We start from the raw sequence: 26,104 nt of genomic DNA, 5'->3' as shown, positions 1-26,104 counted from the left end.
AGTGGAACCTGTTTGGTTTCCATGTCAACCAATGTGGTTCTAGGATCATTCCCGTGACCCGATGGTTGTCCGAGCAAGAGCAGCAGACCTGGCAGGCCTTCATCCGGATGCGGCAGCGGCTGGACGCGGCGTTGTCGGCCGGGCTGGCCGGGCACGGGCTGTCGATGGCCGACTACGAGCTGATGGTTCCGCTCTCGGCCGCACCGCAGGGCTGTCTGCGTGCCAGGGATCTGGCCGCCGAGGTGTGCTGGGACAAGTCGCGGCTGTCCAAGCAACTGGCCAGGATGGCGGCGCGGGGGCTGGTCGACCGGGCCCCGGCCGCCGACGACGCACGCGGCATCGTCGTCACGCTGACCGACCACGGGCGCGAGGTCTTGCGCGCCGCCGCGCCCGAACATGTCGAGCTGGTGCGAAAGCTCTTCGTGGACAACATGACCCGTCAGGAAGCAGCGGCATTGCGGTCGCTCTCGGACAAGGTGGCCTCGGCGGTCGAGCAGAGCTGACTACCGGCGTCGCCGGGTGCCGAACAGGCTGCGGCTGATCTCGCGCCCCGCCGCACTGGCCGCCGAGCGCAGGAAGCTCTTCACGGCCGGGTTCTTCATGATCCGTTCGGCCGCCGAATCCGCGTCCGGTCCGGCGGGCGGCGGGGCTGTTTCCGGTGCGGGTGCGGCAGCCACGCTGGCCAGCAGCATCTCGTAGGCCGATTCGCGGTCGATGCTCTGCCCGTACTTGCCCTGCAACGAGCTCGACCGGGCGGCGGAGCGGATGGCGTCGTCACCGATGGTGTCCATCAGCGACCGCGGCGGCACGATCTTGGTCCAGGCGACCGGGGTCGGCGCCCCCTTCTCCGACAACACTGTGACGATCGCCTCACCGGTACCGAGGCTGGTGAGCGCCTCCTCGAGGTCGTAGACCTCCGACTTCGGATATGTGCGAACCGTTTTCGCCAGCGCCTTCTGATCATCGGGGGTGAAGGCGCGCAGCGCGTGCTGGACGCGGGCACCGAGCTGCGACAGCACCGCGTTCGGGATGTCGGTGGGCAGCTGGGTGCAGAAGAACACGCCGACACCCTTGGAGCGGATCAGCTTCACGGTCTGCTCGATCTGCTGCAGGAACGCCTTGGAGGCGTCGGCGAAGAGCAGATGCGCCTCGTCGAAGACGAACACGAGCCTGGGTTTGTCGACGTCACCCACTTCGGGCAGCGTCTGGAACAGCTCGGCGAGCACCCACATCAGGAACGTCGAGAACAGCGCCGGCCGCGCCGCCTGCTGACCCAGTTCGACCAGCGTGATGACGCCCTGCCCGTCGACGACCCGGGCCAGATCGGCGGGATCGAGTTCGGGCTCGCCGAAGAACGTGTCGCCGCCCTCGGCCTCGAGATTCACCAGCGAACGCAGGATCACCCCGGCGGTCTGGCTGGACACCCCGCCGATGCCCTTGAGGTCTTCCTTGCCCTCGGGGCTGGTCAGGTGGGTGATGACCGCGCGCAGGTCCTTCAGGTCGAGCAGGGCGAGGCCCCGCTGATCGGCCCAGTGGAAGATCAGCCCGAGGGTCGATTCCTGGGTGTCGTTGAGACCGAGGACCTTGCTGAGCAGGATCGGGCCGAAGGAGGTGATCGTGGCGCGGATCGGCACGCCGATGCCCTCGGTGCCGAGCGAGACGAACTCGGTGGGGAAACCGCTCGGCGCCCAGTCGCTCGCACCGGTCTCGGCGGCGCGAGCGCGGATCTTGTCGTTGTCGGCACCGGGGTCGCGCAGACCCGACAGATCGCCCTTCACATCGGCGAGCACCACGGGAACGCCCGCCCGCGAGAGCTGTTCGGCGATGCCCTGCAGGGTTTTGGTCTTGCCCGTGCCGGTCGCTCCCGCGACGAGCCCGTGGCGGTTCATCATGCGCAACGGAATACGCACGCGCGCAGCGGGATCGGTGGTTCCGTCGACGACAACGGTGCCCAGCTCCAGAGCCTGACCGTCGAAGGCGTAACCGGCCGCGATCTGTGCTGCGTCACCCGACCCGGCCGAGGCGTCGGGTGACGTTGCCGCCGAAGCCGATTGCGCCGCCTCCCGCTCGGCGGCCTCCGCCGCGGCGGCTGCCTCGGCGGCGACGCGCGCGGCCTCTTCGGCTGCCAGGCGAGCCGCTGCCGCCTTCTCCTGAGGGGTGGTCATCGCGTCCTCCGTCTCGATCGCAAGAACATGAACGGACAATCTCAGGCAAACTGTATCCGTGCCGGTCACCCCTGTGGTGGCCTTCGGCGGGTGTCGTCGGCAAACACCTCCGCCGCGCCCGCGCGACACACCTGTCGGCGAGGCGCGCCGATACCCCATTAGGGTGGCTCGGGTGTCCGACAAACTCTTGGTCTGGATGGATTGCGAGATGACGGGGCTCCGTCTCGACAGCGACAAGCTGATCGAGATCGCCGCGCTCGTAACCGACAGCGACCTGAACATTCTCGGTGACGGTGTCGACATCGTCATCCACGCCGATGACGCCGCCCTGGCCTGTATGCCACCCGTCGTCGCCGACATGCACGCGAAATCCGGTCTCACCGAGGAGGTCCGGCGCTCGACCGTGACCCTCGAGCAGGCCCAGGAGCAGGTGCTCGAGTACGTGCGCCAGTACGCGCCCGCAGCGCGCACGGTTCCGCTGTGCGGCAACTCCATCGCCACCGATCGCGGCTTCATCGCGCGCGATATGCCCGAGCTGGACGCGCACCTGCACTACCGGATGGTCGACGTGAGCTCGATCAAGGAACTGTGCCGCCGCTGGTACCCGCGCATCTACTTCGGTCAGCCGGAGAAGGGGCTCGCGCACCGCGCGCTGGCCGACATCAAGGAGTCCATCCGCGAGCTGGAGTACTACCGGCGCACCGCCTTCGTGGCGCCGCCCGGCCCGTCCTCGGCCGACATCGCGAGCATCGCGGCGGCGGTCACCGAGGCCGTCGACGTCACCGGAACAGGGTCCCGACCAGCGGATTAGGGCATCGGGGCCGGTACAAGCTAGTATTTACCGCGCCGGTGCAAGCCGGTGATGGTGACCGTAGTTCAGTTGGTAGAGCACCAGGTTGTGATCCTGGCTGTCGCGGGTTCGAGTCCCGTCGGTCACCCCGAAGAGAAGGCCCCGATCCTGTGGATCGGGGCCTTCTTCGTTGTAGGAGCCCACATCCGCTTCATGACGCAGGTCACGTTTGAACCGCTACACTCTGGACGGCTGCCCAAATGTGTGGGTCGCCATATCCTCGTTCGACCGGAAAGACCCTTGATGAAGCGTTCCACCGTCGTCGTGGCCCTCGCGGCCGCCACCGTGCTCGGCCCCGTTGCAGGCACCTCGGCGGCGCAGACCCCCGGCCTGCCCCTCACCGACTTCACGGCCACCCCCTCGGGCGGCATGGAACTGCCTGGACCGCCCGAAACGGGATCGGCGCAGAGCGGATCGACCGGCGGCCTCGAGACCACCGGGTCCTCCGGCACCGGCTCGGCAGGCCTGCCCAACCTCGACCGCCTGCTGTTCGGTGGACGGATCCTCTGCGGGGCCCTCGGCAGCGCCATGGCCGTGGCGGGCGAGGCCATGATGGACTGCGCCGATCTGCCCACCCCGGTCTGATCAGGACACGAAAAAGGCCGCCGGAGACATCCGGCGGCCTTTTTCGGCTGTACGGGTCAGGAGACGTCGGCGTTGCCCGCCTTCCACTCCGCCCACGGAATGTTCCAGTCACCGAGCCCGTCGACGCCCGACAGCGTCCCGCCGACCGTGTTCTTGATAATCGTGATGTCACCGCGCTTGGCGTTCTCGTACACCCAGCGCGCATTGGCGGGGCTCAGGTTCAGGCAGCCGTGGCTGGCGTTCGAGTAACCCTGCTGACCCACCGACCACGGCGCCGAGTGGAAGAAGATGCCGCTGTAGGAGATCCGCGTGGCGTAGTCCACCGGCGTGCGGTAGCCGTCGGCGGAGTTCACCGCGACACCGTAGGTGGACGAGTCCATGATGATCTTCTCGTGCTTGTCGGCGACGATGTAGATGCCGTTGTCGGTGGGCGTGGAATCCTTGCCCATCGAGGTCGGCATGGTCATGATCACCTCGCCGTTGCGCTCGACGGTCACCTGCTTGGTGTTGTCGTCGGCGGTGAAGATCACCGCGTCACCGATGGTGAAGTGCGAGGTGAGGTTGTCCTGGCCGTACAGGCCCTTGCCGAGGTCCTTGCCGTAGACGTTCACCTCCACGTTCACCCGGGTGCCCGGCTTCCAGAAATGCTCTGGGCGCCAACGGACTTCGCGATTGTTCACCCAGTAGAACGCGCCCTCCACCGGCGGATCGGTGGTGACCTTGATGGCGTCCTGCGCGGCGCGGCGGTCCGGGATGTTCTCGTCGAACTGGATCGCCACCGGCTGGCCGATACCGACCACCTCGCCCTCGCCGGGCATCAGGTACGGCTTGGTCTGATTGTTCGGTGAGCTCGTGGTGAAGCTCAGGGTGGAGGAGTTCGTGCCGCCGAGGCCGATCGCGGCGGCCGAGAGCTGATAGGTCTTGCCGTAACCGAGCACCTCGGTGGTGGCCCACGAACGCCCGTCGGGCGCGAGCTGACCCGACACCTGCGTGCCCTGCTGGTTGGTCAGCTTCACCTCGGTGAACTTGCCGTCCTGCACCTGGAACTTCAGCGGCATCCCCGGCGAGACGCCGACCTGGCCGTCTTTGATCTCGGAGACCAGCTTCGGCTTGATGAGTTCGGTGATCGGGTTACGGTCGATCGCCACCTCGACCCCGGCACCCTCGGCCGACGAGCACGCGGAAGCACCGAGGGCGAAAACCGCCAACAGTGCCACCGGAACGATCATCCGCAATGACCGAGGTTTCCCCCGCTTCTTACCCATGTCCAACCCCGTTTCCATACCGACGCCCCGCCATTCTGCCAGTCCGCCCGGTCGCCACCAACGTCGAAAGCGCGGCGACACGACCCGAGTGGGCAATCGTTAGATACGTGCCGGGGCCCGATCTGTTAACACTGCGAACCGTCCGGTATCGGTGCTGGTCAGAGCCCGATTTCACTTTTCGCCCTCAGGCCTGTTAATGTTTCTTCCGCACCGCAGAGCGGAGCAAACGCCCCGCGGAGCGGAGCGAAACAAGCGCCATTAGCTCAATTGGCAGAGCAGCTGACTCTTAATCAGCGGGTTCGGGGTTCGAGTCCCTGATGGCGCACAGCAGACCGCATCCCGGCAGTTACCACTGCCGGGATGCGGTCTTTTTGCGGTCTGCCAGCCTCGTTATCGATCGTTATCTTCGGGGCCTCGCGCGCCCGTTTTGCCACCGCGAACAGCCAGGAAACCTGATTCGGGCAAACTTTTTCTGTGACCCATACCACGGTCGTCGCGGTTCTAAACCCCCTGCATACATAACGATTCTGCAACCACCGGTAGAAGCGACCAAGATCGCCAGCACCTGCCGTTCAGATTTCGTTCATCTCGCGTTAACCTACCGTGACCATTCTGTCATCAGGTCACAAACAGACCTGCGGTTTGGTTAGCCACCGGGAACCCGGATACCGAACAGCGCGTGGTCTCCCCGCAGCCAGCTGTGGAGCACCGTGCGACGAGCGGGACAGCCATCGAGCGTCTCCGTCACCACAGCGTCGCACATTCCCATACCGACAGAAACAACACATCGCCTGACCGGCGTGCGCCGCTGCGCGCGCTGCGCGGTCCACCGCGCCCCCACCGGGGCCTCGCGGTCGCCAGACAGAGATGAAGGAACAGAGAAGAACATGATCGTCAAAGACAAGCTCAACTCCATGATCGGCCACCGCCGCGAGGCGTTCACCGTGGCGGTCGCCGCGGTCGGCCTGGTGGCCGTTGCCGCGTCCTCGGCGGTGTCCTTCGCCGACGACAGCGTCCCGCAGCGTGCCGCCATGGTCGTCGAGCAGGCCGAGGCCATCCCGGCCGTCGGTGCCGCCCCCGCCCCCGCCGTGGAGGCCGTGCCCGCCCCCGCTCCCGAGGTGCTGCCCGCCCCGGCCCCGGCTCCCGAGCCGGCGCCCGCCCCCATGCCCGCGCCCGCCCCCGCGGCGCCGGTGTACCCGAACAACCTCGACGGCTGGATCCGTGAGGCCCTCGACATCATGGCCGCCAAGGGCATCCCCGGCAGCTACGAGGGCATCATGCGCAACATCATGCGCGAGTCGACCGGTAACCCCCAGGCCATCAACCTGTGGGACTCCAACGCCGCCGCGGGCATCCCCTCCAAGGGCCTGCTCCAGGTGATCGACCCGACCTTCGCCGCCTACCACGTGGAGGGCACCCCCTTCGACGTGTGGCACCCCGTGGCCAACATCGTCGCGGCCTGCAACTACGCCGCCGACCGCTACGGCTCGATGGACAACGTCAACAGCGCGTACTGATACGCACTGCGAACACAGCAACGCCCGCGCACCGGTTGGGGAAGACCGGGGCGCGGGCGTTCGCCGTTAGAATGCCCTCGTGCCAGACAGCGCCGATCAGGCACCCGATCACGCGCATTCCGACGCGGCGACAGCCAGCCGCGTCGCCAAGGCCCGCCGCTTGGCGGCCTACCTGTGGGCTCGCGACATCAGCGGCGCCGAATTGCTCGCCTTGCCCGCGCCGACGCTGCGCAAGCTCGCCCGGGCGGCCGAGACCAATCCGCCCAGCACCGACGAGACGTGGCGGGTGGTCGCCGATCTGCTCGATCAGAAGGACGCCTGGGCCGCCCGCAACCCCGATCACGAGGCCGCACGCCGCGCCCATGCCGACGAGAAGCTGCTGTGGGTCAAGCCACCGGTGGCACCGTGGTCCGCGCAGTCCTGAGTCAGCCGAGGACGAGACCGATCGCGAGTGCGAGCATCACCACCGCGATCAGTGAGTCGAGGATGCGCCAGGCGAGGGGTTTCGCGAACAGCGGGCCGAGTCGACTGGCGCCGTAACCGAGGCCGAAGAACCACAGCACGCTGGCCAGCATGGCCCCGGCCGCGAGGAACCACCGCTCCGAGGGCGCCCAGGTGCTGGCGAACGAGCCGAACAGGACGAGCGTGTCCAGGTAGACGTGCGGGTTGAGCCAGGTGAGCGCGAGACAGGTGAGCACCGAGGCGCCCAGTGCCGCCGAGGTGCCCGTGAGGTCGGCCTGCAGTGCCGACGACCCGAACGCCCGCCGGGCGGCGAACAGGGCGTAGCAGACAAGGAACGCCGCCCCGGCCCACCGCGCGATGGTCACCACCGCCGGAAACGACTCGACGACGGTGCCGAACCCGGCCACTCCGGCCGCGATCAGCACCACATCCGAGAGCGCGCACACCGCGACCACCGGGAGGATGTGTCGGCCGCGCACGCCCTGTCGCAGGACGAACGCGTTCTGCGCGCCGATCGCGACGATGAGCGAGAGCCCGAAACCCAACCCGGAGAGTGCGGCCACCGCGGCCGACGATGTCGTCATATCCATGACGCTAGGAACCTCGCTACATTCAGTCCAGCTAATAATTCTGCAGAACCATTAGAATCGCTGATGTGGATCTGCAGCTCGACCAGCTACGCGCGCTCGACGCCGTGCTCACCGAAGGCACCTTCGACGCGGCGGCCCGCCGATTGAACCTCACGCCGTCGGCCGTCAGCCAGCGGATAAAGGCACTGGAGGACGCGGCGGGCCGCATCCTCGTGCAGCGGTCGAAACCGGTGCGGGCCACCGAATCGGGACTCGCCGTGCTGCGACTGGCCAGGCAGGTGCATGTGCTCGCCGCCGATACCGCGCGCGAACTCGGCGAGCCGGACCGGCCGGCCGGGCGACCCGCCCGCATTCCGATCGCGGTGAACGCCGACTCGCTCGAGACGTGGGTGCTGCCCGCCGTGTCACGGATCGCCGGCATCGCGTGTCTGGAACTGCACCGCGAGGACGAAGAACACACCACCCGGCTGCTGCGCGACGGCACGGTGATGGCGGCGATCACCTCCACCGCCACCCCGGTGCAGGGCTGCCGGGTGCGACCGCTCGGGGCCATGCGCTATCAGGCGCTCGCCACGCCGGACTTCGCGCAGTACTGGTTCCCCGACGGCGCGCGACCCGGCTCCTACACCCACGTGCCGATGATCCAGTTCGACCGCAACGACGACCTGCAGGCCCGCCACCTGCGCGGCGCCAATCAGCAGCCCGCCGATCCGCCGACACATTTCGTGCCGTCCTCCACCGCGTTCCGTGAGGCGGTCCGGCTCGGCATGGGCTGGGGCATGCTGCCCGATCTGCAGACCGAAACCGACCGGGCCGCAGGCAGTTTGGTGAACATCAACGGCCGGGCGCGGATCGACGTGCCGCTCTACTGGCAGCAGTGGAAGCTGGATTCGCCCGCGCTGAACGCGGTCGCCGACGCCATCATCACGGCCGCCGCGAAAGCCCTGCTGCCCGTCGAGTGAGCTGTCAGCCGCCGAGCTTCTTGTAGAACGCGCCCGCGATCGGGGCCGTCATCGCGCGCGGACCGTAGTTGCCCGCGACGCTCATGCCCTTGCTGATCAGGCCGGGGACGATACGCATCTTGTTGCGGGCCAGGGCGTCGATCGACACCTTCGCGGTGTATTCGCTCGACACCCACAGGAAGTCGGGGACCATCTTGTCGACGATCGACTCCTCTTCCGGCGCAGGCGTTTCCGTGCGCACGGGACCAGGCGCCAGCAGGGTGACATTGACCCCGCTGCCCTTGAGTTCGCCGCGCAGCGACTCGGAGAACGTGTTGGCGAACGCCTTCGACGCCGCGTAGGTGGCGTTGTTCGGGATGGGCATATTGCCCGCCGCCGAGCCGCTGATCAGGATGCCGCCCGCCTTGCGCTCGATCATGCCGGGCAGCACGGCCAGGGTCAGGTCGTGCACGGCGGTGGCGTTGAGTTCCATCTGCGCGCGTTCGTAGGCGAAGTCGAGTTCGGCGACAGGGCCGAAGGTGGCGATGCCCGCGTTGTTGCACAGGATGGCGATATCGCGCACCGACAGCTCGTCGACCAGGCTCGCGCGCTGGGTGCGGTCGGCGAGGTCGACGGCACGGACCTCGGCGGTGATGCCGTGCGCCAGCGTCAGCCGCTGCGCCAGTTCGGTCAGGATCTCTCCGCGCCGGGCCACCAGGATCAGCGAATAGCCGCGCCCGGCCAGTTCGGCGGCCAGTGCGGTGCCGATACCGGAGGACGCGCCGGTGACGACAGCACGATTGTCAGCAGTGGGGGAGGGCAGGCTCACACGGCGAAGCTTAGGGGATCGCCCGCCCGGCCATAGCATGGCTCTTGCTATGACTACTGACTCCTCGCCCCGCGCCCAGGAGGCGCCGCTGCTGCTCTCCACCGAGCCGCCGCGCACGTTCGGGTTCGCCGACCAGGCTGCCTTCTGGACAAATCTCGGGGTGAGCCTGATCGGGTTCACCGGGGCCATCTATGTGCTGCAGCCGCCCGGGTACGACCGGTTGCCGCTGCTCGGGGCGGTGCTGGCGACCGTGGTCGGCACGATCGTCGGCACGTCGATGGTGGCCGCCGCCGGTGCGGTCGGCGCCGGAACCGGTGCGCCCGCGATGGCCAATTTCCGTGGGCTGTTCGGCACCAAACTGTCCGGGCTGCCGACGGTGGCCAATGTGGTGCAGTGCATCGGCTGGGGTGTGTACGAGCTCACCGTGATCGCGGCGGGTATCGCGGCGCTCACCAGCGACCGGGTGCCGCACGCGGTGGCGGTGATCGCGGCCGGTGTACTGAGCACGGTGATGGCGATCTGGCCGATGCACGTGGTGGGGATCCTGCGGCGCTACGTCACCGTGGCGGTCGGTATCGCGATGCTGTATTTCACCGTGCAGATGTTGCGTCAGCCGCTGCCGGATATGGGTCAGACCTCCTGGTCCGGGTTCTTTCCCGCTGTGGACACCGCGCTCGCCGTCGCCGTGTCGTTCGTGCCGTTGGCCGCCGACTACACCCGGCATTCGCGGTCGGTGAAGGTGGCGGGCGGTGCCACCGTGATCGGGTACTCGGTGGCCCAGATCTGGTGCTACCTGCTGGGTATCGTCGCGCTGCTGCACGTGGGCGGCGACCCGAACCAGCTGTTCGACTCGTTCCTCGGGATCACCGCAGGCTGGGTGTTCTTCGCGGTGCTCGTGCTGCGCGAGACCGACCAGTCCTTCGCCAACGTGTACTCCACGGCCATGTCGTTGCAGAACCTGCTGCCGCGCGTGGATCGCCGCATCCTGGCCGCCGTCGTCGGCGTGCTCGCCACCGTCTTCGCCCTGAATGTGCGCGATTTCAGTTCTTACGCGAACTTCCTGCTGCTCATCGGTTCGGTGTTCGTTCCCCTCACCGCCGTGCTCGTGGTCGACTACTTCTTCGGGCGCGGCCGAACCGGCTGGGACCTGTCCGACAATTCGCCCGCCCGCCCGATCATGCTGCTGCCCTGGGCGATCGGCTTTGTGGTGTACCAGCTGTGCAACCCCGGCTCGGTGTCGTGGTGGGCCGACCGGTGGACCGGGATCCAGGACGCGCTCGGCGTGCATCCGACCTGGTGGACGTCGGCATCGCTCTTCTCGTTCCTCGCGGCCGGTGCCGCGACCGGTGTCGTCGTGGTCGTCGGTCGGCGACGGTGATTCGGCGGCGCGGCGGGGTGCTCCGGGCGGCCGGACGGAGTCCGAGCGATGGATGAGGAGCGCGTTTTCGGAATGGGCGACGAGCCGCTGGCCGCACCGACATGGCCCGCGCTCACCGAAGCCGAAGCCGCCTCGGCCGTCGCGGCTACATGGAGCTTCGATGGGGCGACGATCGAATGGCGAAGTGCACGACCACTTTCCGCGACGGTCGGAGTGCGTACCGGTAGTGAGCGATTGGTCGTCAAACGGTTGCCGAGTGCGCTGCGTGACCTGGGTGCCCTGGCGGAGGAGCACCGGTTCATGGCACACCTGCGCGCACGCGGGATTCCGGTGCCGGAGGTACGCACCGTCACCGGGTCCGAGTTGCGAGCGGCTGCCTACTGCAACCAGCTTGGACAGCACGGGTTCGGCGTCGTGCCCGACAGCGCAGGTGACGGCCACGCCGATCCTCGTCGTGCCTTCGTCTATGAGGTGCATCGGTTGGGGGAAGGGGACGATCGGTATCGCGCGGACTTCTCCTGGACACCGTTCCGCGATGTCGAGGACGCCGCCGGAGCAGGCACGATGCTGGCCCGATTGCATTCGGCAGCCGAGGGTTTCGACGCACCCGCACGTCCCGCCCGCCCGTTGCTCGCCAGCATGCACAGCGACGTCATCGGCGCCTTCGAATGGCATATCGCGCGCCGGCCCGCTCTCGCGGCTTTCCTCGCCGACCGCGATTGGCGCAGAGAAGCCCCCGACCTCCGCGCCGACCTCACCACCGTCGAACCCTTGTGGACGCACGGTGATTGGCACCCGACCAATCTCCTCTGGCGCGACCACGAGGCGACCTCGGTGATCGATTTCGGCCTGTCCGACCGCACCACCGCCGTCTTCGACCTCGTCACCGCCGTGGAACGTACCGCCGTGGACTGGATCTCGCTCCGCGACGGTGGCCCCGCCAACGTTCGCACCGACCAGATCACCGCCCTGTTCGATGGCTACCAGTCCATCCGTCCGCTGAACCACGCGGAAAGCCAACTGTTTCCGGATCTGCTCCCACTGGCACACATCGGCTACGAACTCTCCGAAATCGACTACTTCCTCACGGTCCCACGGAAACCCCGCAACGCCGAAATCGCCTACCACGACTGGCTTCTGGGCCACCTGCGCTGGTACGAAACGCCCGAAGGCCACGACCTCAGAGCACTGCTCCAAGACCTGTCCGCCCGCTGAGGGACTCACCGCCGACCTGCACATCCTCAGCTGTGCGGTACTACTCGGAGCGGCCACCCACCGCACCTCCCCACCAAAGACAACACCCCCACCCACCGGATGCGAGTTCGGTGGATGGGGGCGTCGCAACGGCCGTCCGTCGCGTCGGACGACCGGGTCTAGAGGCGAGCAGCCAATCGCGTCCCCTGGTCGATGGCCCGCTTCGCATCGAGCTCAGCAGCCAGCTCGGCCCCACCGATGAGATGCAACTCGACCCCGGCCGCCCGCAACGGTTCCTCGAGCTCACGCACCGATTCCTGTCCGGCACAAACGATCACGTTGTCCACCTCGATGACCCGGGGATTCTCCCGCTTCTCCCCGAAGCTGATGTGCAGACCCGAATCGTCGATGCGCTCGTAATTCACCCCACCGATCTGCTCGACCCCCTTGGCCTTGAGCGCAGCACGGTGGACCCACCCGGACGTCTTGCCGAGATCCTTGCCGAACGGAGTCGACTTACGCTGCAGCAGAACGACATCGCGGGCGGCGGGGGAGGGGTTGGGCTTCTTGAGCTGGCCGGGGACCTGCTCGTTGTCGGAGTCGACGCCCCACTCTTCCTTCCACTCGTCGAGCTTGAGCGTGGGATGCCCTTCGACGGTGAGATATTCGCTCACGTCGTAACCGATACCGCCCGCACCGATCACCGCGACCTTCTTGCCGACCGGCTTCTCCTGCTTCACCAGCTCCGCGTACGACAGCACCATCGGATGGTCGATGCCGGGAATGTTGGGGATGCGGGGACGTACGCCGGTGGCCAGCACCACCGAGTCGTAGCCGCCGTCGATGAGTTCGGTTGCGCTGACACGTTTTTCGAGATGCAGCCGGACACCGGTGAGCTCGATCTTGCGGCGGAAGTAGCGGATCGACTCGTCGAATTCCTCCTTGCCGGGGATGCGGCGGGCGATGTCGAACTGGCCGCCGATCTTGTCGTCGGCCTCGAACAGGTCGACGTGATGGCCGCGCTCGGCCAGGCTCACCGCGGCCGACAGGCCGGCGGGGCCCGCGCCGACCACCGCGATGCGTTTGGTGCGTCGGGTGGGCAGCAGGTTGAGGGTGGTCTCGCTGCCCGCGCGCGGGTTCACCAGGCACGACACCTTCTTGTTGCCGAAGGCGTGGTCGAGGCAGGCCTGGTTGCAGGCGATGCAGGTGTTGATCTCGTCGGCGCGGTCGCCGCGCGCCTTGTTCGCCCATTCGGAATCGGCGAGCAGGGGGCGTGCGAGCGAGATCAGGTCCGCGTCGCCTCGGGTGAGGATCTCCTCGGCGATCTCGGGCATGTTGATCCGGTTCGACGCGCACACCGGGATGTTCACCTTGCGGGCGATCTTGGCGGTGAACTCCACGAACGCCGCACGCGGCACCGAGGTGACGATGGTCGGCACCCGAGCCTCGTGCCAGCCGATGTCGGTGTTGAGAATGTCGACGCCGACGGCCTCCAATTCCTCTGCGAGCGCGACGATCTCGTCGAAGGTCTGGCCCTTCTCCACGAGCTCGGCCATCGACAACCGGAACACGATGATGAAATCGGGGCCCACCTCGGCGCGGATGCGGCGGGCGATCTCCACGGGCAGCCGCCGCCGGTTCTCCGGGGTCCCGCCCCACTTGTCGGTGCGCTTGTTCACCCGTGGCGCGAGGAACTGGTTGATGAAATACCCTTCACCGCCCATGATCTCGCAACCGTCGTACCCGGCGAACTTCGCCAGTCCGGCGCAGCGGGCGTAGTCGTCGATGGTGCGTTCGATGCCCTTGGCCGAGAGGGCACGCGGCTTGAACGGGTTGATCGCCGACTTCACGGCCGAGGCCGAAACACTGGTCGGCATATAGGAATAGCGGCCCGCGTGCAGGATCTGGATGGCGATCTTGCCGCCCTCGTCGTGCACCGCCTTGGTGATGCGCCGGTGCCGGTAGGCCTCGGTCTTGGTGGTGAGCTTGCCGCCGAACGGCAGCAGCCAGCCGGTGCGGTTGGGTGCGTACCCGCCGGTGATGATGAGCCCCACACCGCCGCGTGCGCGCTCGGCGAAGTAGGCGGCGAGCTTGTTGGTGTCCCAGGCGCGGTCTTCCAAGCCGGTGTGCATGGAACCCATGACCACCCGGTTACGCAGGGTGGTGTGGCCGAGGTCGAGGGGCTCGAACAGATGGGGATAGGCAGTCATGGGCGATGGTCACCTTTTCGCGGTCGCAGGGCCTGCAGTACTTCGTCGCACCATTCGACGTAACCGGTCTCCGCGCGGATACCCGCGCGCAGCACCAGGTACTGGTGCAGAGCGGTGCCGGAGAGCTGGTCCGGCGCCGGAAAGAATTTCTTCTCGCTGAGCTGGTACTCCTCGAGGCGTTGCGCGTGTTCGGCGCGATGGCGGGCGACCTCGGCGCAGACGGCGTCGATATCGCCGTGCGCGGCGCCACGCACCTTGACGCCGAGTTCGTCGCGGGTGGGCACCGATTCGGCGGGCTCGGCGATCCAGCGGGCCAATTCCTCGGCTCCGGCGGGGGCGACCGAGTACACCTTCTTGTCGGGTTTGCCCTGCTGGGCGACCGATTCCACGGTGACCCAGCCGGCTTCCTCCATCCGCTTGAGCACGCGGTAGATCTGCTGGTGGGTGGCGCTCCAGAAGTAGCCGATCGACTTGTCGAATCGACGGGCGAGTTCATACCCGGAGCCTGCTCGCTCGCTCAGCGAGACCAGGAGCGCGTGCTCGAGTGCCATGCGACGAGGATATGCGCAACCAACGGTTCTATGCAACCAGGTTCATATGAATTGACGGCGCGGCGGATCGTCGATGCCCTGCCGGGCGCCGAACGCGCCGTTACGCTCGGTGCATGACCGAGGTGAGCGCGTCCGCGACCATCGGCGAGGCGGCCGGACGCGGACAGGTGATGGCGTGGGGGCTGTGGGATTGGGGGTCCTCGGCGTTCCAGGCCGTGACGCTCACCTTCGTGTTCTCGGTGTATCTCACCGACAAGGTCGGCAAGGACCTGCCGGGAGCGATCTCCGCGAGCGCGTGGCTCGGTTGGGCGCTGGCGGGCGCGGGTCTGGTGGTCGCGCTGACGGCACCGGTGTGCGGGCAGTACTTCGACGCGGTCGGCTCCCGCAAGCGCGCGCTGGCCACGTTGACCGCGCTCACCGTCGGTGCGATGGCGTTGATGTTCTTCGTCCAGGCCGACTACCGAGACCTGTGGCTCGGACTCGTCCTGCTCGGTTTCGCCTCGGCCACCTTCGAATTGGCGACGGTGCCCTACAACGCGATGATGCGCCAGGTGTCGACGCCTGCGACGGTCGGCCGGGTGTCCGGATTCGGTTGGGCGATGGGCTATTTCGGTGGCATCGTGCTGCTGCTCGCCTGCTACGCGGGCTTCCTCGCCGGTGACGGCGACCGCCGCGGCCTGCTCGACATGCCGACCGATCAGGGCCTCAATGTGCGACTGGTGATCGTGCTCGCCGCCGTCTGGTTCACGGTGTTCGCGCTGCCGGTGCTGTTCACCGTGCCCGAACTGCCACGCACCGGTGCCGATCCCGGCGCCGACCGCGTCGGATTCCTCGGCTCCTACCGGGTGCTGTGGCGTGACGTGCGCGACCTGTGGCGCACCGACCGGCACACCGTGTGGTTCCTGCTGGCCAGCGCGATCTTCCGGGACGGGCTGGCCGGGGTGTTCACCTTCGGTGCCGTGCTCGCGGTCGGCGTGTACGGCTTCGCCGACGCCGATGTGCTGCTGTTCGGTGTAGCCGCGAACGTGGTGGCCGGCGCGGCGGCCATCGCGGCGGGCCGCTTCGACGACCGGCTCGGACCCAAGCGGGTGATCGTCGGCTCGCTGATCGGGATGATCGTCTGCGGCGCGGTGTTGCTGGTGGTGACCGGTTCGCTGATGTTCTGGATCTTCGGTCTGGCCCTGACCGTCTTCGTCGGCCCCGCGCAGGCCTCGGCCCGATCGTTCCTGGCCCGTCTCGCCCCACCTGGTCGCGAGGGTCAGCTGTTCGGCCTGTACACCACCACCGGCCGCGCAGTCTCGTTCCTGGCACCAGCCCTGTTCGGCCTGTTCGCCTGGGCCTTCCACAACGACCGCGCCGGAATCATCGGCCTACTCGTCGTGCTCACCGTCGGTCTACTTGTCCTGCTCCCGGTGCGTGCACCGAGAGCCGTGCAGGACGCCAAACCTGTGTAGTGTCACCGATTTCACCCGCTCCGATTTGTGAACACCTGTACTCCCAACCGGTTCAACCGCAAATCCGCAAGAACATGGGTAACTCACCGGGTACGAACAACCGCAACCACGAACTTTGTCTGGCCGCCGACGCAAGTCCACCCGCACCTGAGTCTGGCCTTAATTTTCGGGGAGGCGGACCGGCCTTAATTTTCGGGGAGGCGGGTGCGCCATGCGGCGATACCCAAGGCGATCAAGCGCATCTGCATCACCGTGCGCTCCACGACCGCCGCCTCTTCGCGCGGGGTCGCCGACACGAATGATCCGATGCCGTCGGTGACGGTGCTGACCAGCAGATCCGCGGCGATCTCGAGTTCCGTTGTGCTCCACGAGTCGAGCGCACGCAACCGCGACAGGTCGGCGACGATCTCGCGCACGATCAGCTGCATCTCCATCGCGATGGCCTGACGCAGTGGTGCCGAGCCGCCGTGCCGTTCGCGCAGGAGGAATCCGAACAGCGCGCGCTTGGCGGCGACCTGGTCGAAGACGAACCGCACGGTGTCGGCGAGGTGGGCGTCGGGCTTGCGCCTGACCTCGCGCAATGCCAGCCGTAGCGCGGTGACACCCTCGTCGACGAGGGTGGCGCCCAGATCGTCCAGCGACGCGAAGTGGCGGTAGAACGCAGTCGGCACGATCCCGGCCGAGCGTGCGACCTCGCGCAGGCTCAGTGCGGCGAACCCGCGTTCCGCGGCCAGGGCCAGCGTGCCGTCGAGGAGAGCCGCCCGAGTGTGCGCTTTGCGCTCATTCCGGGTTCCTGCCTGCTCAGTCACATCGGTGAGCATACATCCGTTCACCATAGTCGCTTCCTTGGAAATGTAGTCCGGCTCACATCGCTGCCGGTTGACAGTGGGCCGGGTTCATCCGGCACACTGGTGAGTGTACAGGCGTGCACTGAAATTTTCGCCAGCACGTCCACGGAACATCCGCAGAGGGGCAACACACATGGTGGGACTGATCGACCTGGTGCAGACGTTGACGACGCCGCATCCGCTGGACCGGTACCTCGAACTCGTCAGCCCGGCGCTGACCGCGCGGGAACTGCGTGCCGAGGTCACCCATGTATCCCGCGCGGTGCCCGGCTCGGTGACGCTGACCCTGCGTACTTCGCGCCGCTGGCGTGGACACAAGGCCGGGCAGTACATCCAGATCGGGGTGCTGATCGACGGCGTGCGCCACGTCCGCTGCTACTCGCCCATCGACCCGGAGGGCGGCAGCGACCGTTTCCTGCAGATCACCGTCAAGGCGCACCCCGGCGGGCTGGTCTCGAACTACCTGCACGATCACGCCGAACCGGGCATGGTCGTCAACCTCGAGCCGGCGAGCGGCGTGTTCGCGCTGCCCGAGCAGCGGCCCGCGAAGGTGCTGCTCATCAGCGGCGGCAGCGGCATCACTCCGGTGCTGTCGATGCTGCGCACCCTCGACGACGAGGCCTACACCGGTGAGGTCACCTTCCTGCACTACGCGCGTCAGCCGGAGATGATTCCGCACCGCGCGGAACTGGCCGCGATCGCCAACCGGCGCCCCAACTTCCGGGTGGAATACCGCTTCCCGGTGGAGCCGGGCACGGTCGTCAACGGTGAGACCTCCACCGGCAGCGGCTTTTTCGACTACGACGAGCTCGAGCGCGTGGCGCCCTGGTTCGCCGACGCGCAGACCTTCGTGTGTGGACCGCCGCCGCTGATGAACGCCGTGAAGAACATCTTCGAGGCCGAGGGTCTCGCGGATCGGGTGCACAGCGAGGAGTTCACCCTCACCACCGTTCCGGTCGACCCGTCCGAGGCCACCGGCACCGTCACCTTCTCCGGCAGCGACGTCGCCGCCGAGAACAACGGTTCCTCGCTGCTCGAACAGGCCGAATCGGCCGGGCTCACCCCGGAATACGGCTGCCGCATGGGGATCTGCTTCTCCTGCACCGCGACCAAGGTGTCCGGCTGCACCCGCAACCTGCGCACCGGCGAACTCGACGCCGACCCCGACAAGCAGATCCAGATCTGCGTGAACGCACCCGTCGGCGACGTCGACATCGCCCTCTAGTCAACCGATCACCGCGAAACAACCCAGGGGAGATACTGCTATGACGATCCTCACCGAAACCGCAGACGGCCCGGTCATCCTGACCCCCGACCAGGTCGAAGAGCTCGGCAAGGCGCTCGACGACCTGCGTGCCCGCGTCGTCGCCGACCTCGGCGAACGCGACCGCGAATACATCTACAAGATCATCAAGACCCAGCGTGGTCTCGAGGTGGCCGGCCGCGGTCTGATGTACCTCGGCTTCCTTCCGCCGTTCTGGCTGGCCGGTGTCGCCGCGCTCGGCGCGTCGAAGATTCTCGACAACATGGAAATCGGCCACAACGTGATGCACGGCCAGTACGACTGGATGCGTGAGCGCGGCGTGAACTCCCGCGAATTCGACTGGGACACCGTGTGCCCGGCCGATCAGTGGAAGCACTCGCACAACTACATGCACCACACCTACACCAACATCCACGACATGGACCGCGACATCGGTTACGGCATCCTCCGTATCGACGAGGGCCAGAAGTGGAACCCCTACTACCTGGGCAACCCCGTCTACGCCTTCCTGCTGATGGTGCTGTTCGAGTGGGGCGTGATGGTGCACGACCTCGAGGCCGACAACATCATCAAGGGCAAGCGCAAGTGGTCCGACCTCAAGCCGCTGCTCAAGGGGCAGTTCAAGAAGGCGGGCAGGCAGGTCCTCAAGGACTACGTGGTGTTCCCGGCGCTGACCGGCCCGCTGTTCCTGCACACCCTGGCGGGCAACGCGGCCGCGAACCTGGTGCGCAACCTGTGGACCTTCTCCATCATCTTCTGCGGTCACTTCCCGGCGGGCGTGCAGACGTTCACCAAGGAGGAGACCGCGGAGGAGACCCGTGGTGAGTGGTACGTGCGCCAGATGCTCGGCTCGGCCAACATCAACGGCTCGCGACTGTTCCACATCATGTCGGGCAACCTCTCGCACCAGATCGAGCACCACCTGTTCCCGGATATCCCGGCCAACCGGTACCCGGAAATGGCGCCCGAGGTGAAGGCGCTGTGCGAGAAGTACGGTCTGCCCTACAACACCGGCCGTTTCTCCAAGCAGATCGGTTCGGTGTGGGTCAAGATCTTCCAGCTCGCGCTGCCCGACAACATCATCAAGAGGGCGCCCAAGCCCGGTGTTATCGTTATGCGTAATCGGAAGGCAACCGAAGTGGGCGTGTAATGGTCGGCAAATTCGAAACCAACAAGGATCTCGTCCAGGAATTGACGACCTCCGGCGCGCAGCGGGTGGGCAATATCGCCGCGCTGATCACCGGAACCGTCGCGGGAGTGGCTCGGGAGATCGGTGAGTTCATCACCGACGCGATCGAGATGAAGGAAGCGGCCGCCGCGGCTCGCCGTGACGCGGCCGCGGCCGAACCGGCCTACGACGCCACCGACGACGAGGTGCGGGCGCCCGAGCAGCCCGTCACCGAGGCCGAGATCGTCGACGAGACCGAGGTGGTCTCGCCGAAGCCGGTTCCCGAACAGCACTGATCACCACACCGGCAACCGGCGCCGGCGCTCGATCACATCGGTGATGAGATCGCGGTAGCCGTCGGCCAGTTCGGCCAGCCGGGACCAGTGCAGATGAGTTCGACCCTCCGGATCGCCGTCCAGCGCATGCTGGGCGGCGATCCATTTTCGTGCCATGCGATCGATCACCGCGCCGAGGGTCTCGGTGTGCAGCGAGGCGCCCGCGCGATGGGCCAGGTTGGTGGCCACCCAGTTGTCGATGAGCGCCATCTGGGTGGTGCGTTCGCGGTCTATCTCGTCGATCAGGCGCAGGATCCGCGCGCTCGAGACGGCCGGGTCGCGGGCCTCCTCGATTACCGCGCGCCTGCGTGCGTGGCATTCGGCGAGGGCGGCGGCCGCGTCGAGTACCCGGTGATGGGGACGGTTCCGATCGATCGGCCGGACGAATGCCCGTAACAAGGCCGACGGTGACGGTGGTTGTGTCAGGTGGCCGGAGTCGATCGGCATGGTGCACGCCCCTGAAAAAGCTCGCGAGGGTGGATACGCCGGGGCCGGGGAATCGCCGGGACGCGCCCCGGCACCGGCGTAGCCCCGCCCAGGCGCCGACGTATTCCGCGACGCTGCGGTGAGGATGACGGCCCGGGAAATATCGGGACCCTTTCAGGAAAGCGCGATCCGGGATCGACGCGCAATAGTATGGTGTACAAAACTCCGGGTCGGCAGAAATTGTTATGTGCCGATGACGGGCGAGTCACCGGGCGGTGACCGGGAAAACCGCTGCGGCACATTCACGGCAATCTCACCGACGAGAAAACCCGCGTATGCACTAGCCTCGGTAGATGTGCCGGCTTACGTGTCCTCGCCCGAGCTGACCTTCGGCTTTCTCTTCGCGCTGGAAGACCCGCAGCGAATCGCCGATGTGGTCCGCGACCTGATGGAACGCCGTGCGGTGTCGGTGTTCCGGCTCGCCCGGCTGTCCGACGACGAAGGGCCACCGCAGCGCTACGTGGTGAACTGGGCCGCCATCCCGCAGATCGCCATCACCACCAGCGCCCCCGATGCCGACGAGTTGCGCGCGCAGCGGATCATGCTGGTCAACGCCTTCATCGGCGAGGGCGGCGAGGTGAGTATGTACTCCGGTAACCCGAACGCTTGAATTCAGCGCGCGGACTCGTAGATTCGGCGCACCACGTCTTCGATGCCCGGTTCCTCGATGGACAGATCGCGCACCTTCGCCCGATCCGAGACCGCCGCCAGCAACGCCGCGGCGGTGGTGTGTTCGGCGTCGAAGGCCAGGCGCTGACGCATGCCGCCCGCCGCGCTCGACAGCAGTTGCGCGCCGCACGGCAGATCGTCGAGATCCGGTGTCGGCTCGGCCAGGTCGACGACGAGCACCCGGCGCGCGCCGACGGTGGCACCGAGGCCGGTGAGCGAACCGTCGTAGACGAGCGTGCCGTGATCCACTACGAGCACCCGTTCGCAGAGTCGTTCGATATCGCCCATGTCGTGGGTGGTGAGGAGCAACGTGGTTCCGCGTTCCATGCGCTCGGCGCGCAGGAACTCGCGTAATCGCTGCTTGGACAACACGTCGAGACCGATCGTCGGCTCGTCGAGAATCACCAGCTCCGGCGAATGCAGCAGGGCGGCGGCCACCTCGGCGCGCATCCGCTGACCGAGCGAGAGCTGACGCACCGGCGTGTCGAGGGTGTCGGCCATCTCCAGCTGCTCGACGAGCTCGTGTGTCCGTTTGCCCGCGACCTCCGGATCGAGCCGGTGGATCGCGGCAAGGATCGAAAACGACTCGTGCAGCGGCAGATCCCACCACAGCTGCGACCGCTGCCCGAACACCACACCGATGCGCGAGGCCAGTTCCCGCCGCTGGCGCACGGGTTCGAGACCGCACGTGCGGACCGTGCCCTCGGTGGGGACGAGGATGCCGGTGAGCATCTTGATCGTGGTCGACTTGCCCGCGCCGTTGGCGCCGATATAGCCCACGGCCGAGCCACGTTCGACCCGGAAACTCATCCGGTCCACGGCGGTGATGATGTCGCGATGTCTGCGCCAGCGGCTGCCGTTCTTGCGGTACACGCTGAATTGCCGGGTGAGGTCGTCGATGTCGATGATCGGATCCGATGTGGCGTTGTCGTCCATCGTTATCCGCCTCCTCCCTGATAGTGCCTCGTCCCGACCCGCCACGCCGCCGCCGCGAGCAACCACACCCAGGCGGCGGCCAGCGGGGTCAGCCACGCCGACCACGCGGGCAGCAGCGGCGGACCCTGCAGTCCGAGCAGCGCGATGGTCGGCACGTACGCCGTGAACGCGACCGGAATCGCGAACCCGAACAACAGTTTCAGCGGTGTCGGGAACACCGAGGCCGGCTGCATCGCGGCGAACGAGCCGCCGTAGGTGAAGCTGTTGGTGAGCTCGGCACCGTCTATCAAGAAGAACTGTAGCCCCGCCGCGCATACGAAAAGGCCACAGAACAGCGCGATTCCACTCAGCAGGGTGATCACGATCAAGGTAACCGGGACGATGCCCCAGTCGATTTCGTTGCGCCACAGCCCGATGCCGAGCACGACAACCGCGACGGCGGCACGCGCGATCCGGCGCAGCGAGATGTCGCTGGTGATCAACTGGAGCAGCAGTGGTTGCGGGCGAAGGTGATACGCGTCGAGGGTGCCCATGCGAATCATCGCCGGGAGCGAGTCGAGATGGCCGACCAGCACCTGGGCGAGTGCGAAAGCGGTGTTGGACAGGCCGAACAGCAACAGTGCCGCGTCGACGTCGAGCCCACCGAGTGTGCCGACGTTGTGGAAGATGACCCACACCTCGGCGAACTCCACCAGGCCGATCAGGAACGCGCTGAACACCTCGATGGCGAAGGAAACCCGGTAGACCCGCTGTGCTTTGACACGCGAACGCAATACTGCGAGGTAGGGGGTGAACCAGGTCCCGGACACAATGCGTGCGGTCTCCGGTTCAGCCACCCTGTACCTCCAACCTGCGTTGTCCCGCTCGCAACAACACCCTGCCGAGCAGTCCGATCGCCAGTACCCAGAAACCTTGTCCCGCAACGACTGACAAGGCTTCCATTCCGACGACCCGCCCTGACAGCGTATCGATCGGGGACTGGAGGATGGAGGGAAACGGGGTAGCGTGTGCCACCACGCGCAACCACTCGGGAAACATGTGGACCGGGACGAAAAGGCCCGCAAGGAACGTGCCGACGATCTGGTACAGCATGCGGATGCCGCGGATCTCCACCACCCAGAAACCGCACAGCGCGACCGCGAACAGGCACAGGAACGACAACGCGACCGCGAGCACCACGCTCAGCAGGCCGAGTAGATAGGCCGGTAGCGAGTCCGGCATCGACAGCCCGAACAGCGTCGCACCGATCACGATGCTCGGCACGCCGCGCGGAATGAAGGTGCACGCCGCGCGGCCCATGTCGGCGGCGAGGTAGCCGAGTTGCACGTCGACCGGACGCAGGAAATCGATTGCGACGTCACCGGTCTTGATGCGCTCGACCAGATCGATCGGCGGACCCATGAACTGCGTCGCCCCGAGCAGGGCCTGCGACAACCACACGTACGCGGCGATGGTCGCCTCGTCGTACCCGCCGAAATCCCCGGCCGATCGCACGGCCGCGACCATCACCGCGGCACGGACGAACCCGAAGACGCAGTTGGTGAACAGCCCGGCGAACATCGCCAGCTTGTACTGCGCTTGTCTCTTGAAACCCGCCCGCACCAGGGTCCAATACACCCCGGCGGTACCTGGTGCGCGCCGTCGGCACCTGCGTCGGCGCACCGCGAGAACAATCCCCGCGTCCCCCTCCGCATTGCCCCGCACAATCAGTCAACTCTAGGCGGCCGACCCTGGATCAGGACGAAAACGGCGTTGTTCGCCGATCGTTGTCAGTCCTTGGGGAATCCCGTCGCGAACAGGATCGCGATGGCGACCGAGCTGACCACAGAGATGGCGAGAATGATCCACATGAGGGGCAAGATTACCTGTCGCCCACTCTTGACACGGCATCGGTCCGGCTCATCGCGGGCACTCGTGGCCGGACCGTCAGTGCGCGGTGGCACTCCGTGTCAGGAGTTCATCGGTGTCGACAGTGGTGTCGGCGAGGAAGCCGGCGATCGCGGCCCAGCTGGTGGTGCGGGCGTCGGGGCCGGCGATGATGCCGAGGTGGCTGCCGTCGACTTCGACGAAGGTGACGGGGGCTCCGGTGAGGACGTCGATTCCGGCGGCTACCGACGCGGCGGAGGCGAGGGTGTCGCGGTTTCCGCCGATCAGCAGTACCGGAACGGTGATCGCCGTCAGGTCGACGGCGTGTTGGGCGTTGAGATGTACTGTGCCGGTCCACATTTCGTTGCGGATGATCAGCTGGCGGTACACCTGTGAGTAGAAGCGGGCCGGGTAGCCCGGCATCGTGTCCATGAATCGGTCGACGGCCTGCATTCTGGCCAGGGATTCGGGGTCGTTGGCGTGGCGCGCGATGTAGAGCGGTTTGGTCAGCTCGCGGTCGAGCGATTGGGCGCGGAAACCGATCCGCACGGCCTGTTTCGGGATGCCGCCGAGTAGGCGTACCGGCGTGGTGACGATCTCGGTCGGTGCGAGGCGGCCCAGCGACCTGGCCAGCGACATCGGTCCGTTGCGTCGTTGGTCGAACGGGGTTCCGACCGCAGTCACCGACGCGACGGGGAGTTCGGGGTCGGAAGCGGTGGTCAACAGGCCGATGGTGCCGCCGAACGACCAGCCGATCACCTCGACCGGGGCGTAGGCGTGCTCGGCGCTGACCCGGCGGATCGCGTCGGGCACGATGTCGTCGACCCACTCCTCGAAGCCGAGACCACGGTCGGCGTAGGTGATCTCGCCGTAATCGATGACGTACACCGCACGGCCGAGACCGAGGAGGAACTCGACCAGGCTCTGGTCGGGCCGCAGGTCGTAGCACGAGATCGTGACCGCCAGCGGTGGGACAAGCAGGATCGGATTGCCGACGGCCGGTGTGGTGCGGCGATAGCACCGCAGTCGCCGATGGGGGTGGTCGTACACGTCGACCGACGGTGTCGGGGTGTAGGGCTCTATCCCCTCCCGGAACAAGGCGCCGATGTTGCGCACCGCGGTGCCCCATCCGACCATCGTCTTTCCTCCGTCACTGTGCCTGCGCTGACCTGGACATCGTGTCTCACTTACACGAGGGGTCGCAACTTCCCCAGATTCGAACATCTGCGTGACCGGCGATTTTCCGCATGTCAAGGTATTGACTGGGACACGATGTCCAATATACCTTCCTGGTACACGTAGTCCCACGTACTTGGGATACGCGACACACAGGAGTGCGTACATGACACAGAAGGTGTTCGTCGTCGGCGTCGGCATGACGAAGTTCGAGAAGCCGGGCGCGCTGGAGTGGGATTACCCGGACATGGCCCGCGAGGCGGGCACCAAGGCGCTCACCGATGCCGGAATCGACTACAACCAGGTCCAGCAGGCCTATGTCGGTTACGTCTACGGCGAGTCGACCGCCGGACAGCGCGCTGTCTACGAGCTCGGCATGACCGGCATCCCGGTGGTCAACGTCAACAACAACTGTTCCACGGGCTCGACCGCGCTCTACCTCGCCGCCCAGGCGATTCGCGGCGGCCTGGCCGACTGCACCCTGGCGCTGGGCTTCGAGAAGATGCAGAAGGGCTCGCTCGGCTCCACCTACGACGACCGCGAGCAGCCGATGATGCGGCACCTGCTGGCGCTGGCCGAACTGCAGGAGTTCGCCATGCCGCCCGCGCCGTACATGTTCGGCGCCGCGGGCAAGGAGCACATGGAGCGCTACGGCACCACCGCCGAGCAGTTCGCCCAGATCGGCGTGAAGAACCACCGCCACTCGGTGAACAACCCGTACGCGCAGTTCCAGAAGGAATACAGCCTGGAAGAAGTGCTGGCCGCCAAGCAGATCTACGGCCCGCTCACCAAGCTGCAGTGCTCGCCGACCTCCGACGGTTCGGGTGCGGTGATCCTGGCGAGCGAGTCGTTCGTCGACAAGCACAACCTCGCCGACCAGGCGATCGAGATGGTCGGGCAGTCGATGGTCACCGACCTCGAGACCACCTTCTCCACCAAGAGCGCGATCAACCTGGTCGGCGCCGACATGTCGCGCACCGCCGCCGAAGCGGTCTACGCCCAGGCCGGGATCGGGCCCGAGGACGTCGACGTGATCGAGCTGCACGACTGCTTCTCCACCAACGAACTGCTCACCTACGAGGCGCTCGGCCTCTGCGCGGCCGGTGAGGGTGGACGCCTCGTCGACGACAACGCCACCACCTACGGCGGCAAGTGGGTCGTCAACCCCTCCGGTGGCCTCATCTCGAAGGGACACCCGCTCGGTGCGACCGGTCTCGCCCAGTGCAGCGAGCTCACCTGGCAGCTACGCGGCACCGCCGACGCCCGTCAGGTCGACGGCGCGCGTATCGCCCTGCAACACAACATCGGACTCGGTGGCGCGGTCGTGGTGACCGCCTACCGCCCGGCCAACCGCTGACTTCCACC

26 protein-coding genes and 2 tRNA genes are annotated in these 26,104 nt (G+C 66.8%); 16 read left to right on the top strand and 12 right to left on the bottom strand.

Annotated elements, in window-relative coordinates; genetic code table 11:
* The first annotated feature begins 53 nt into the window (after window positions 1-53).
* The gene (locus tag ACSVDM_RS07110; RefSeq protein WP_439263679.1) at window positions 54-503 is read left to right on the top strand and encodes a MarR family winged helix-turn-helix transcriptional regulator; all 450 of its coding nucleotides are present in this window, start codon (window positions 54-56) and stop codon (window positions 501-503) included.
* Here ACSVDM_RS07110 and ACSVDM_RS07105 read toward each other — a convergent pair whose 3' ends face one another.
* The gene (locus ACSVDM_RS07105; RefSeq protein ID WP_439263678.1) at window positions 504-2,165 is read right to left on the bottom strand and encodes a helicase HerA-like domain-containing protein; all 1,662 of its coding nucleotides are present in this window, start codon (window positions 2,163-2,165) and stop codon (window positions 504-506) included.
* Between the two features lie 172 nt (window positions 2,166-2,337).
* Here ACSVDM_RS07105 and orn point away from each other — a divergent pair, with 172 nt between their 5' ends.
* From orn to ACSVDM_RS07090, 3 genes are all read left to right on the top strand, one after another.
* A complete protein-coding gene (gene orn / locus ACSVDM_RS07100; protein WP_439263677.1) occupies window positions 2,338-2,976 on the top strand; it encodes an oligoribonuclease in 639 nt (212 codons plus the stop codon).
* A 54-nt stretch (window positions 2,977-3,030) separates the two neighbouring features.
* Window positions 3,031-3,103, top strand: a tRNA-His gene (locus tag ACSVDM_RS07095).
* 155 nt (window positions 3,104-3,258) lie between these two features.
* The gene (locus ACSVDM_RS07090) at window positions 3,259-3,600 is read left to right on the top strand and encodes a hypothetical protein (protein ID WP_067486076.1); all 342 of its coding nucleotides are present in this window, start codon (window positions 3,259-3,261) and stop codon (window positions 3,598-3,600) included.
* Between the two features lie 56 nt (window positions 3,601-3,656).
* Here ACSVDM_RS07090 and ACSVDM_RS07085 read toward each other — a convergent pair whose 3' ends face one another.
* Entirely contained in the window at window positions 3,657-4,865 is a 1,209-nt protein-coding gene (locus ACSVDM_RS07085) for a L,D-transpeptidase (RefSeq protein WP_439263676.1), read from the bottom strand.
* Window positions 4,866-5,117: 252 nt separating this feature from the next.
* Between ACSVDM_RS07085 and ACSVDM_RS07080 the strand changes: the two genes are divergently transcribed.
* The 3 genes from ACSVDM_RS07080 to ACSVDM_RS07070 all read left to right on the top strand — a co-directional run bounded on the left by ACSVDM_RS07080 (window position 5,118) and on the right by ACSVDM_RS07070 (window position 6,806).
* Window positions 5,118-5,190 (top strand) — tRNA-Lys (locus ACSVDM_RS07080).
* Between the two features lie 562 nt (window positions 5,191-5,752).
* The gene (locus ACSVDM_RS07075) at window positions 5,753-6,382 is read left to right on the top strand and encodes a transglycosylase SLT domain-containing protein (protein ID WP_067642507.1); all 630 of its coding nucleotides are present in this window, start codon (window positions 5,753-5,755) and stop codon (window positions 6,380-6,382) included.
* 79 nt (window positions 6,383-6,461) lie between these two features.
* Complete coding sequence (locus tag ACSVDM_RS07070) at window positions 6,462-6,806, top strand: hypothetical protein (RefSeq protein WP_439263675.1); 345 nt, start codon at window positions 6,462-6,464, stop codon at window positions 6,804-6,806.
* A 1-nt stretch (window position 6,807) separates the two neighbouring features.
* On the opposite strand, the gene ACSVDM_RS07065 is transcribed toward ACSVDM_RS07070, so the two are convergent.
* Window positions 6,808-7,428 carry a LysE/ArgO family amino acid transporter gene (locus tag ACSVDM_RS07065; protein ID WP_067486088.1) on the bottom strand — a complete coding sequence of 207 codons (621 nt, stop codon included), beginning with the start codon at window positions 7,426-7,428 and terminating at the stop codon, window positions 6,808-6,810.
* Window positions 7,429-7,499: 71 nt separating this feature from the next.
* Here ACSVDM_RS07065 and ACSVDM_RS07060 point away from each other — a divergent pair, with 71 nt between their 5' ends.
* Window positions 7,500-8,396 (top strand): LysR family transcriptional regulator ArgP, encoded by an 897-nt coding sequence (locus ACSVDM_RS07060; RefSeq protein WP_439263674.1) that lies wholly within the window; start codon window positions 7,500-7,502, stop codon window positions 8,394-8,396.
* A gap of 4 nt (window positions 8,397-8,400) precedes the next feature.
* Here ACSVDM_RS07060 and cmrA read toward each other — a convergent pair whose 3' ends face one another.
* Window positions 8,401-9,204: a mycolate reductase gene (gene cmrA / locus ACSVDM_RS07055; RefSeq protein ID WP_067486092.1), complete on the bottom strand. Its 804-nt coding sequence runs from the start codon at window positions 9,202-9,204 to the stop codon at window positions 8,401-8,403.
* A gap of 49 nt (window positions 9,205-9,253) precedes the next feature.
* On the opposite strand from cmrA, the gene ACSVDM_RS07050 reads away from it, so the two are divergent.
* Both ACSVDM_RS07050 and ACSVDM_RS07045 read left to right on the top strand, forming a co-directional pair.
* Window positions 9,254-10,582, top strand: a complete 1,329-nt coding sequence (locus ACSVDM_RS07050; protein WP_439263673.1) for a purine-cytosine permease family protein — start codon at window positions 9,254-9,256, stop codon at window positions 10,580-10,582.
* A gap of 48 nt (window positions 10,583-10,630) precedes the next feature.
* On the top strand, window positions 10,631-11,797 hold the full coding sequence (locus ACSVDM_RS07045; protein ID WP_439263672.1) for a phosphotransferase enzyme family protein: 1,167 nt from the start codon (window positions 10,631-10,633) through the stop codon (window positions 11,795-11,797).
* Window positions 11,798-11,955: 158 nt separating this feature from the next.
* On the opposite strand, the gene ACSVDM_RS07040 is transcribed toward ACSVDM_RS07045, so the two are convergent.
* On the bottom strand, window positions 11,956-13,986 hold the full coding sequence (locus ACSVDM_RS07040; RefSeq protein ID WP_439263671.1) for an FAD-dependent oxidoreductase: 2,031 nt from the start codon (window positions 13,984-13,986) through the stop codon (window positions 11,956-11,958).
* Window positions 13,983-14,537 (bottom strand): PadR family transcriptional regulator, encoded by a 555-nt coding sequence (locus tag ACSVDM_RS07035; RefSeq protein WP_067642467.1) that lies wholly within the window; start codon window positions 14,535-14,537, stop codon window positions 13,983-13,985. The genes ACSVDM_RS07040 and ACSVDM_RS07035 overlap by 4 nt, the downstream gene beginning before the upstream one ends.
* Before the next feature lie 113 nt (window positions 14,538-14,650).
* Here ACSVDM_RS07035 and ACSVDM_RS07030 point away from each other — a divergent pair, with 113 nt between their 5' ends.
* Window positions 14,651-15,991, top strand: a complete 1,341-nt coding sequence (locus ACSVDM_RS07030) for an MFS transporter (RefSeq protein ID WP_439263670.1) — start codon at window positions 14,651-14,653, stop codon at window positions 15,989-15,991.
* Between the two features lie 185 nt (window positions 15,992-16,176).
* Here the strand turns inward: ACSVDM_RS07030 and ACSVDM_RS07025 are convergent, their stop codons facing one another.
* Window positions 16,177-16,827 carry a TetR family transcriptional regulator gene (locus ACSVDM_RS07025; RefSeq protein WP_067486103.1) on the bottom strand — a complete coding sequence of 217 codons (651 nt, stop codon included), beginning with the start codon at window positions 16,825-16,827 and terminating at the stop codon, window positions 16,177-16,179.
* 145 nt (window positions 16,828-16,972) lie between these two features.
* On the opposite strand from ACSVDM_RS07025, the gene ACSVDM_RS07020 reads away from it, so the two are divergent.
* The 3 genes from ACSVDM_RS07020 to ACSVDM_RS07010 are packed head-to-tail and all read left to right on the top strand — an operon-like array spanning window position 16,973 to window position 19,567.
* Window positions 16,973-18,064: a ferredoxin reductase gene (locus ACSVDM_RS07020; protein WP_439263669.1), complete on the top strand. Its 1,092-nt coding sequence runs from the start codon at window positions 16,973-16,975 to the stop codon at window positions 18,062-18,064.
* 40 nt (window positions 18,065-18,104) lie between these two features.
* A complete protein-coding gene (locus ACSVDM_RS07015; RefSeq protein ID WP_067642458.1) occupies window positions 18,105-19,253 on the top strand; it encodes a fatty acid desaturase family protein in 1,149 nt (382 codons plus the stop codon).
* A complete protein-coding gene (locus ACSVDM_RS07010; protein WP_067486107.1) occupies window positions 19,253-19,567 on the top strand; it encodes a hypothetical protein in 315 nt (104 codons plus the stop codon). Before ACSVDM_RS07015 ends, ACSVDM_RS07010 begins: the two co-directional genes overlap by 1 nt.
* Here ACSVDM_RS07010 and ACSVDM_RS07005 read toward each other — a convergent pair whose 3' ends face one another.
* A complete protein-coding gene (locus tag ACSVDM_RS07005; RefSeq protein WP_439263668.1) occupies window positions 19,568-20,053 on the bottom strand; it encodes a DUF4254 domain-containing protein in 486 nt (161 codons plus the stop codon). It lies immediately after the preceding gene.
* 334 nt (window positions 20,054-20,387) lie between these two features.
* Between ACSVDM_RS07005 and ACSVDM_RS07000 the strand changes: the two genes are divergently transcribed.
* Window positions 20,388-20,702 (top strand): hypothetical protein, encoded by a 315-nt coding sequence (locus ACSVDM_RS07000; protein ID WP_067642455.1) that lies wholly within the window; start codon window positions 20,388-20,390, stop codon window positions 20,700-20,702.
* Window positions 20,703-20,704: 2 nt separating this feature from the next.
* On the opposite strand, the gene ACSVDM_RS06995 is transcribed toward ACSVDM_RS07000, so the two are convergent.
* From ACSVDM_RS06995 to ACSVDM_RS06980, 4 genes are all read right to left on the bottom strand, one after another.
* Window positions 20,705-21,697, bottom strand: a complete 993-nt coding sequence (locus ACSVDM_RS06995) for an ABC transporter ATP-binding protein (RefSeq protein WP_439263667.1) — start codon at window positions 21,695-21,697, stop codon at window positions 20,705-20,707.
* A 2-nt stretch (window positions 21,698-21,699) separates the two neighbouring features.
* Window positions 21,700-22,533 carry an ABC transporter permease gene (locus ACSVDM_RS06990; protein ID WP_067486112.1) on the bottom strand — a complete coding sequence of 278 codons (834 nt, stop codon included), beginning with the start codon at window positions 22,531-22,533 and terminating at the stop codon, window positions 21,700-21,702.
* On the bottom strand, window positions 22,526-23,314 hold the full coding sequence (locus ACSVDM_RS06985) for an ABC transporter permease (RefSeq protein ID WP_084457440.1): 789 nt from the start codon (window positions 23,312-23,314) through the stop codon (window positions 22,526-22,528). The genes ACSVDM_RS06990 and ACSVDM_RS06985 overlap by 8 nt, the downstream gene beginning before the upstream one ends.
* 309 nt (window positions 23,315-23,623) lie before the next feature.
* On the bottom strand, window positions 23,624-24,700 hold the full coding sequence (locus tag ACSVDM_RS06980) for an alpha/beta hydrolase (RefSeq protein ID WP_439263666.1): 1,077 nt from the start codon (window positions 24,698-24,700) through the stop codon (window positions 23,624-23,626).
* Between the two features lie 205 nt (window positions 24,701-24,905).
* Here ACSVDM_RS06980 and ACSVDM_RS06975 point away from each other — a divergent pair, with 205 nt between their 5' ends.
* Window positions 24,906-26,096 carry a lipid-transfer protein gene (locus ACSVDM_RS06975; protein WP_439263665.1) on the top strand — a complete coding sequence of 397 codons (1,191 nt, stop codon included), beginning with the start codon at window positions 24,906-24,908 and terminating at the stop codon, window positions 26,094-26,096.
* Window positions 26,097-26,104 lie beyond the last annotated feature (8 nt).

Source organism: Nocardia sp. JW2 (genome assembly GCF_051843015.1).
GTDB lineage: Bacteria > Actinomycetota > Actinomycetes > Mycobacteriales > Mycobacteriaceae > Nocardia > Nocardia coubleae.
Note: the sequence above shows the minus strand (reverse complement) of the source record. Positions and strands in the feature narration are given on the sequence as shown.

Coding starts and splice junctions, on each gene's coding strand:
- ACSVDM_RS06995 (WP_439263667.1), bottom strand. CDS start 21,697: ATGGACGACAACGCCACATCGGATCCGATCATCGACATCGACGACCTC.
- ACSVDM_RS07035 (WP_067642467.1), bottom strand. CDS start 14,537: ATGGCACTCGAGCACGCGCTCCTGGTCTCGCTGAGCGAGCGAGCAGGC.
- ACSVDM_RS06975 (WP_439263665.1), top strand. CDS start 24,906: ATGACACAGAAGGTGTTCGTCGTCGGCGTCGGCATGACGAAGTTCGAG.
- ACSVDM_RS07105 (WP_439263678.1), bottom strand. CDS start 2,165: ATGACCACCCCTCAGGAGAAGGCGGCAGCGGCTCGCCTGGCAGCCGAA.
- ACSVDM_RS07015 (WP_067642458.1), top strand. CDS start 18,105: ATGACGATCCTCACCGAAACCGCAGACGGCCCGGTCATCCTGACCCCC.
- ACSVDM_RS07065 (WP_067486088.1), bottom strand. CDS start 7,428: ATGACGACATCGTCGGCCGCGGTGGCCGCACTCTCCGGGTTGGGTTTC.
- ACSVDM_RS07040 (WP_439263671.1), bottom strand. CDS start 13,986: ATGACTGCCTATCCCCATCTGTTCGAGCCCCTCGACCTCGGCCACACC.
- ACSVDM_RS07050 (WP_439263673.1), top strand. CDS start 9,254: ATGACTACTGACTCCTCGCCCCGCGCCCAGGAGGCGCCGCTGCTGCTC.
- ACSVDM_RS07025 (WP_067486103.1), bottom strand. CDS start 16,827: ATGGTGAACGGATGTATGCTCACCGATGTGACTGAGCAGGCAGGAACC.
- ACSVDM_RS06980 (WP_439263666.1), bottom strand. CDS start 24,700: ATGGTCGGATGGGGCACCGCGGTGCGCAACATCGGCGCCTTGTTCCGG.
- ACSVDM_RS07085 (WP_439263676.1), bottom strand. CDS start 4,865: ATGGGTAAGAAGCGGGGGAAACCTCGGTCATTGCGGATGATCGTTCCG.
- ACSVDM_RS07010 (WP_067486107.1), top strand. CDS start 19,253: ATGGTCGGCAAATTCGAAACCAACAAGGATCTCGTCCAGGAATTGACG.
- ACSVDM_RS07075 (WP_067642507.1), top strand. CDS start 5,753: ATGATCGTCAAAGACAAGCTCAACTCCATGATCGGCCACCGCCGCGAG.
- ACSVDM_RS07005 (WP_439263668.1), bottom strand. CDS start 20,053: ATGCCGATCGACTCCGGCCACCTGACACAACCACCGTCACCGTCGGCC.
- ACSVDM_RS07030 (WP_439263670.1), top strand. CDS start 14,651: ATGACCGAGGTGAGCGCGTCCGCGACCATCGGCGAGGCGGCCGGACGC.
- ACSVDM_RS07045 (WP_439263672.1), top strand. CDS start 10,631: ATGGATGAGGAGCGCGTTTTCGGAATGGGCGACGAGCCGCTGGCCGCA.
- ACSVDM_RS07020 (WP_439263669.1), top strand. CDS start 16,973: ATGGTGGGACTGATCGACCTGGTGCAGACGTTGACGACGCCGCATCCG.
- ACSVDM_RS07090 (WP_067486076.1), top strand. CDS start 3,259: ATGAAGCGTTCCACCGTCGTCGTGGCCCTCGCGGCCGCCACCGTGCTC.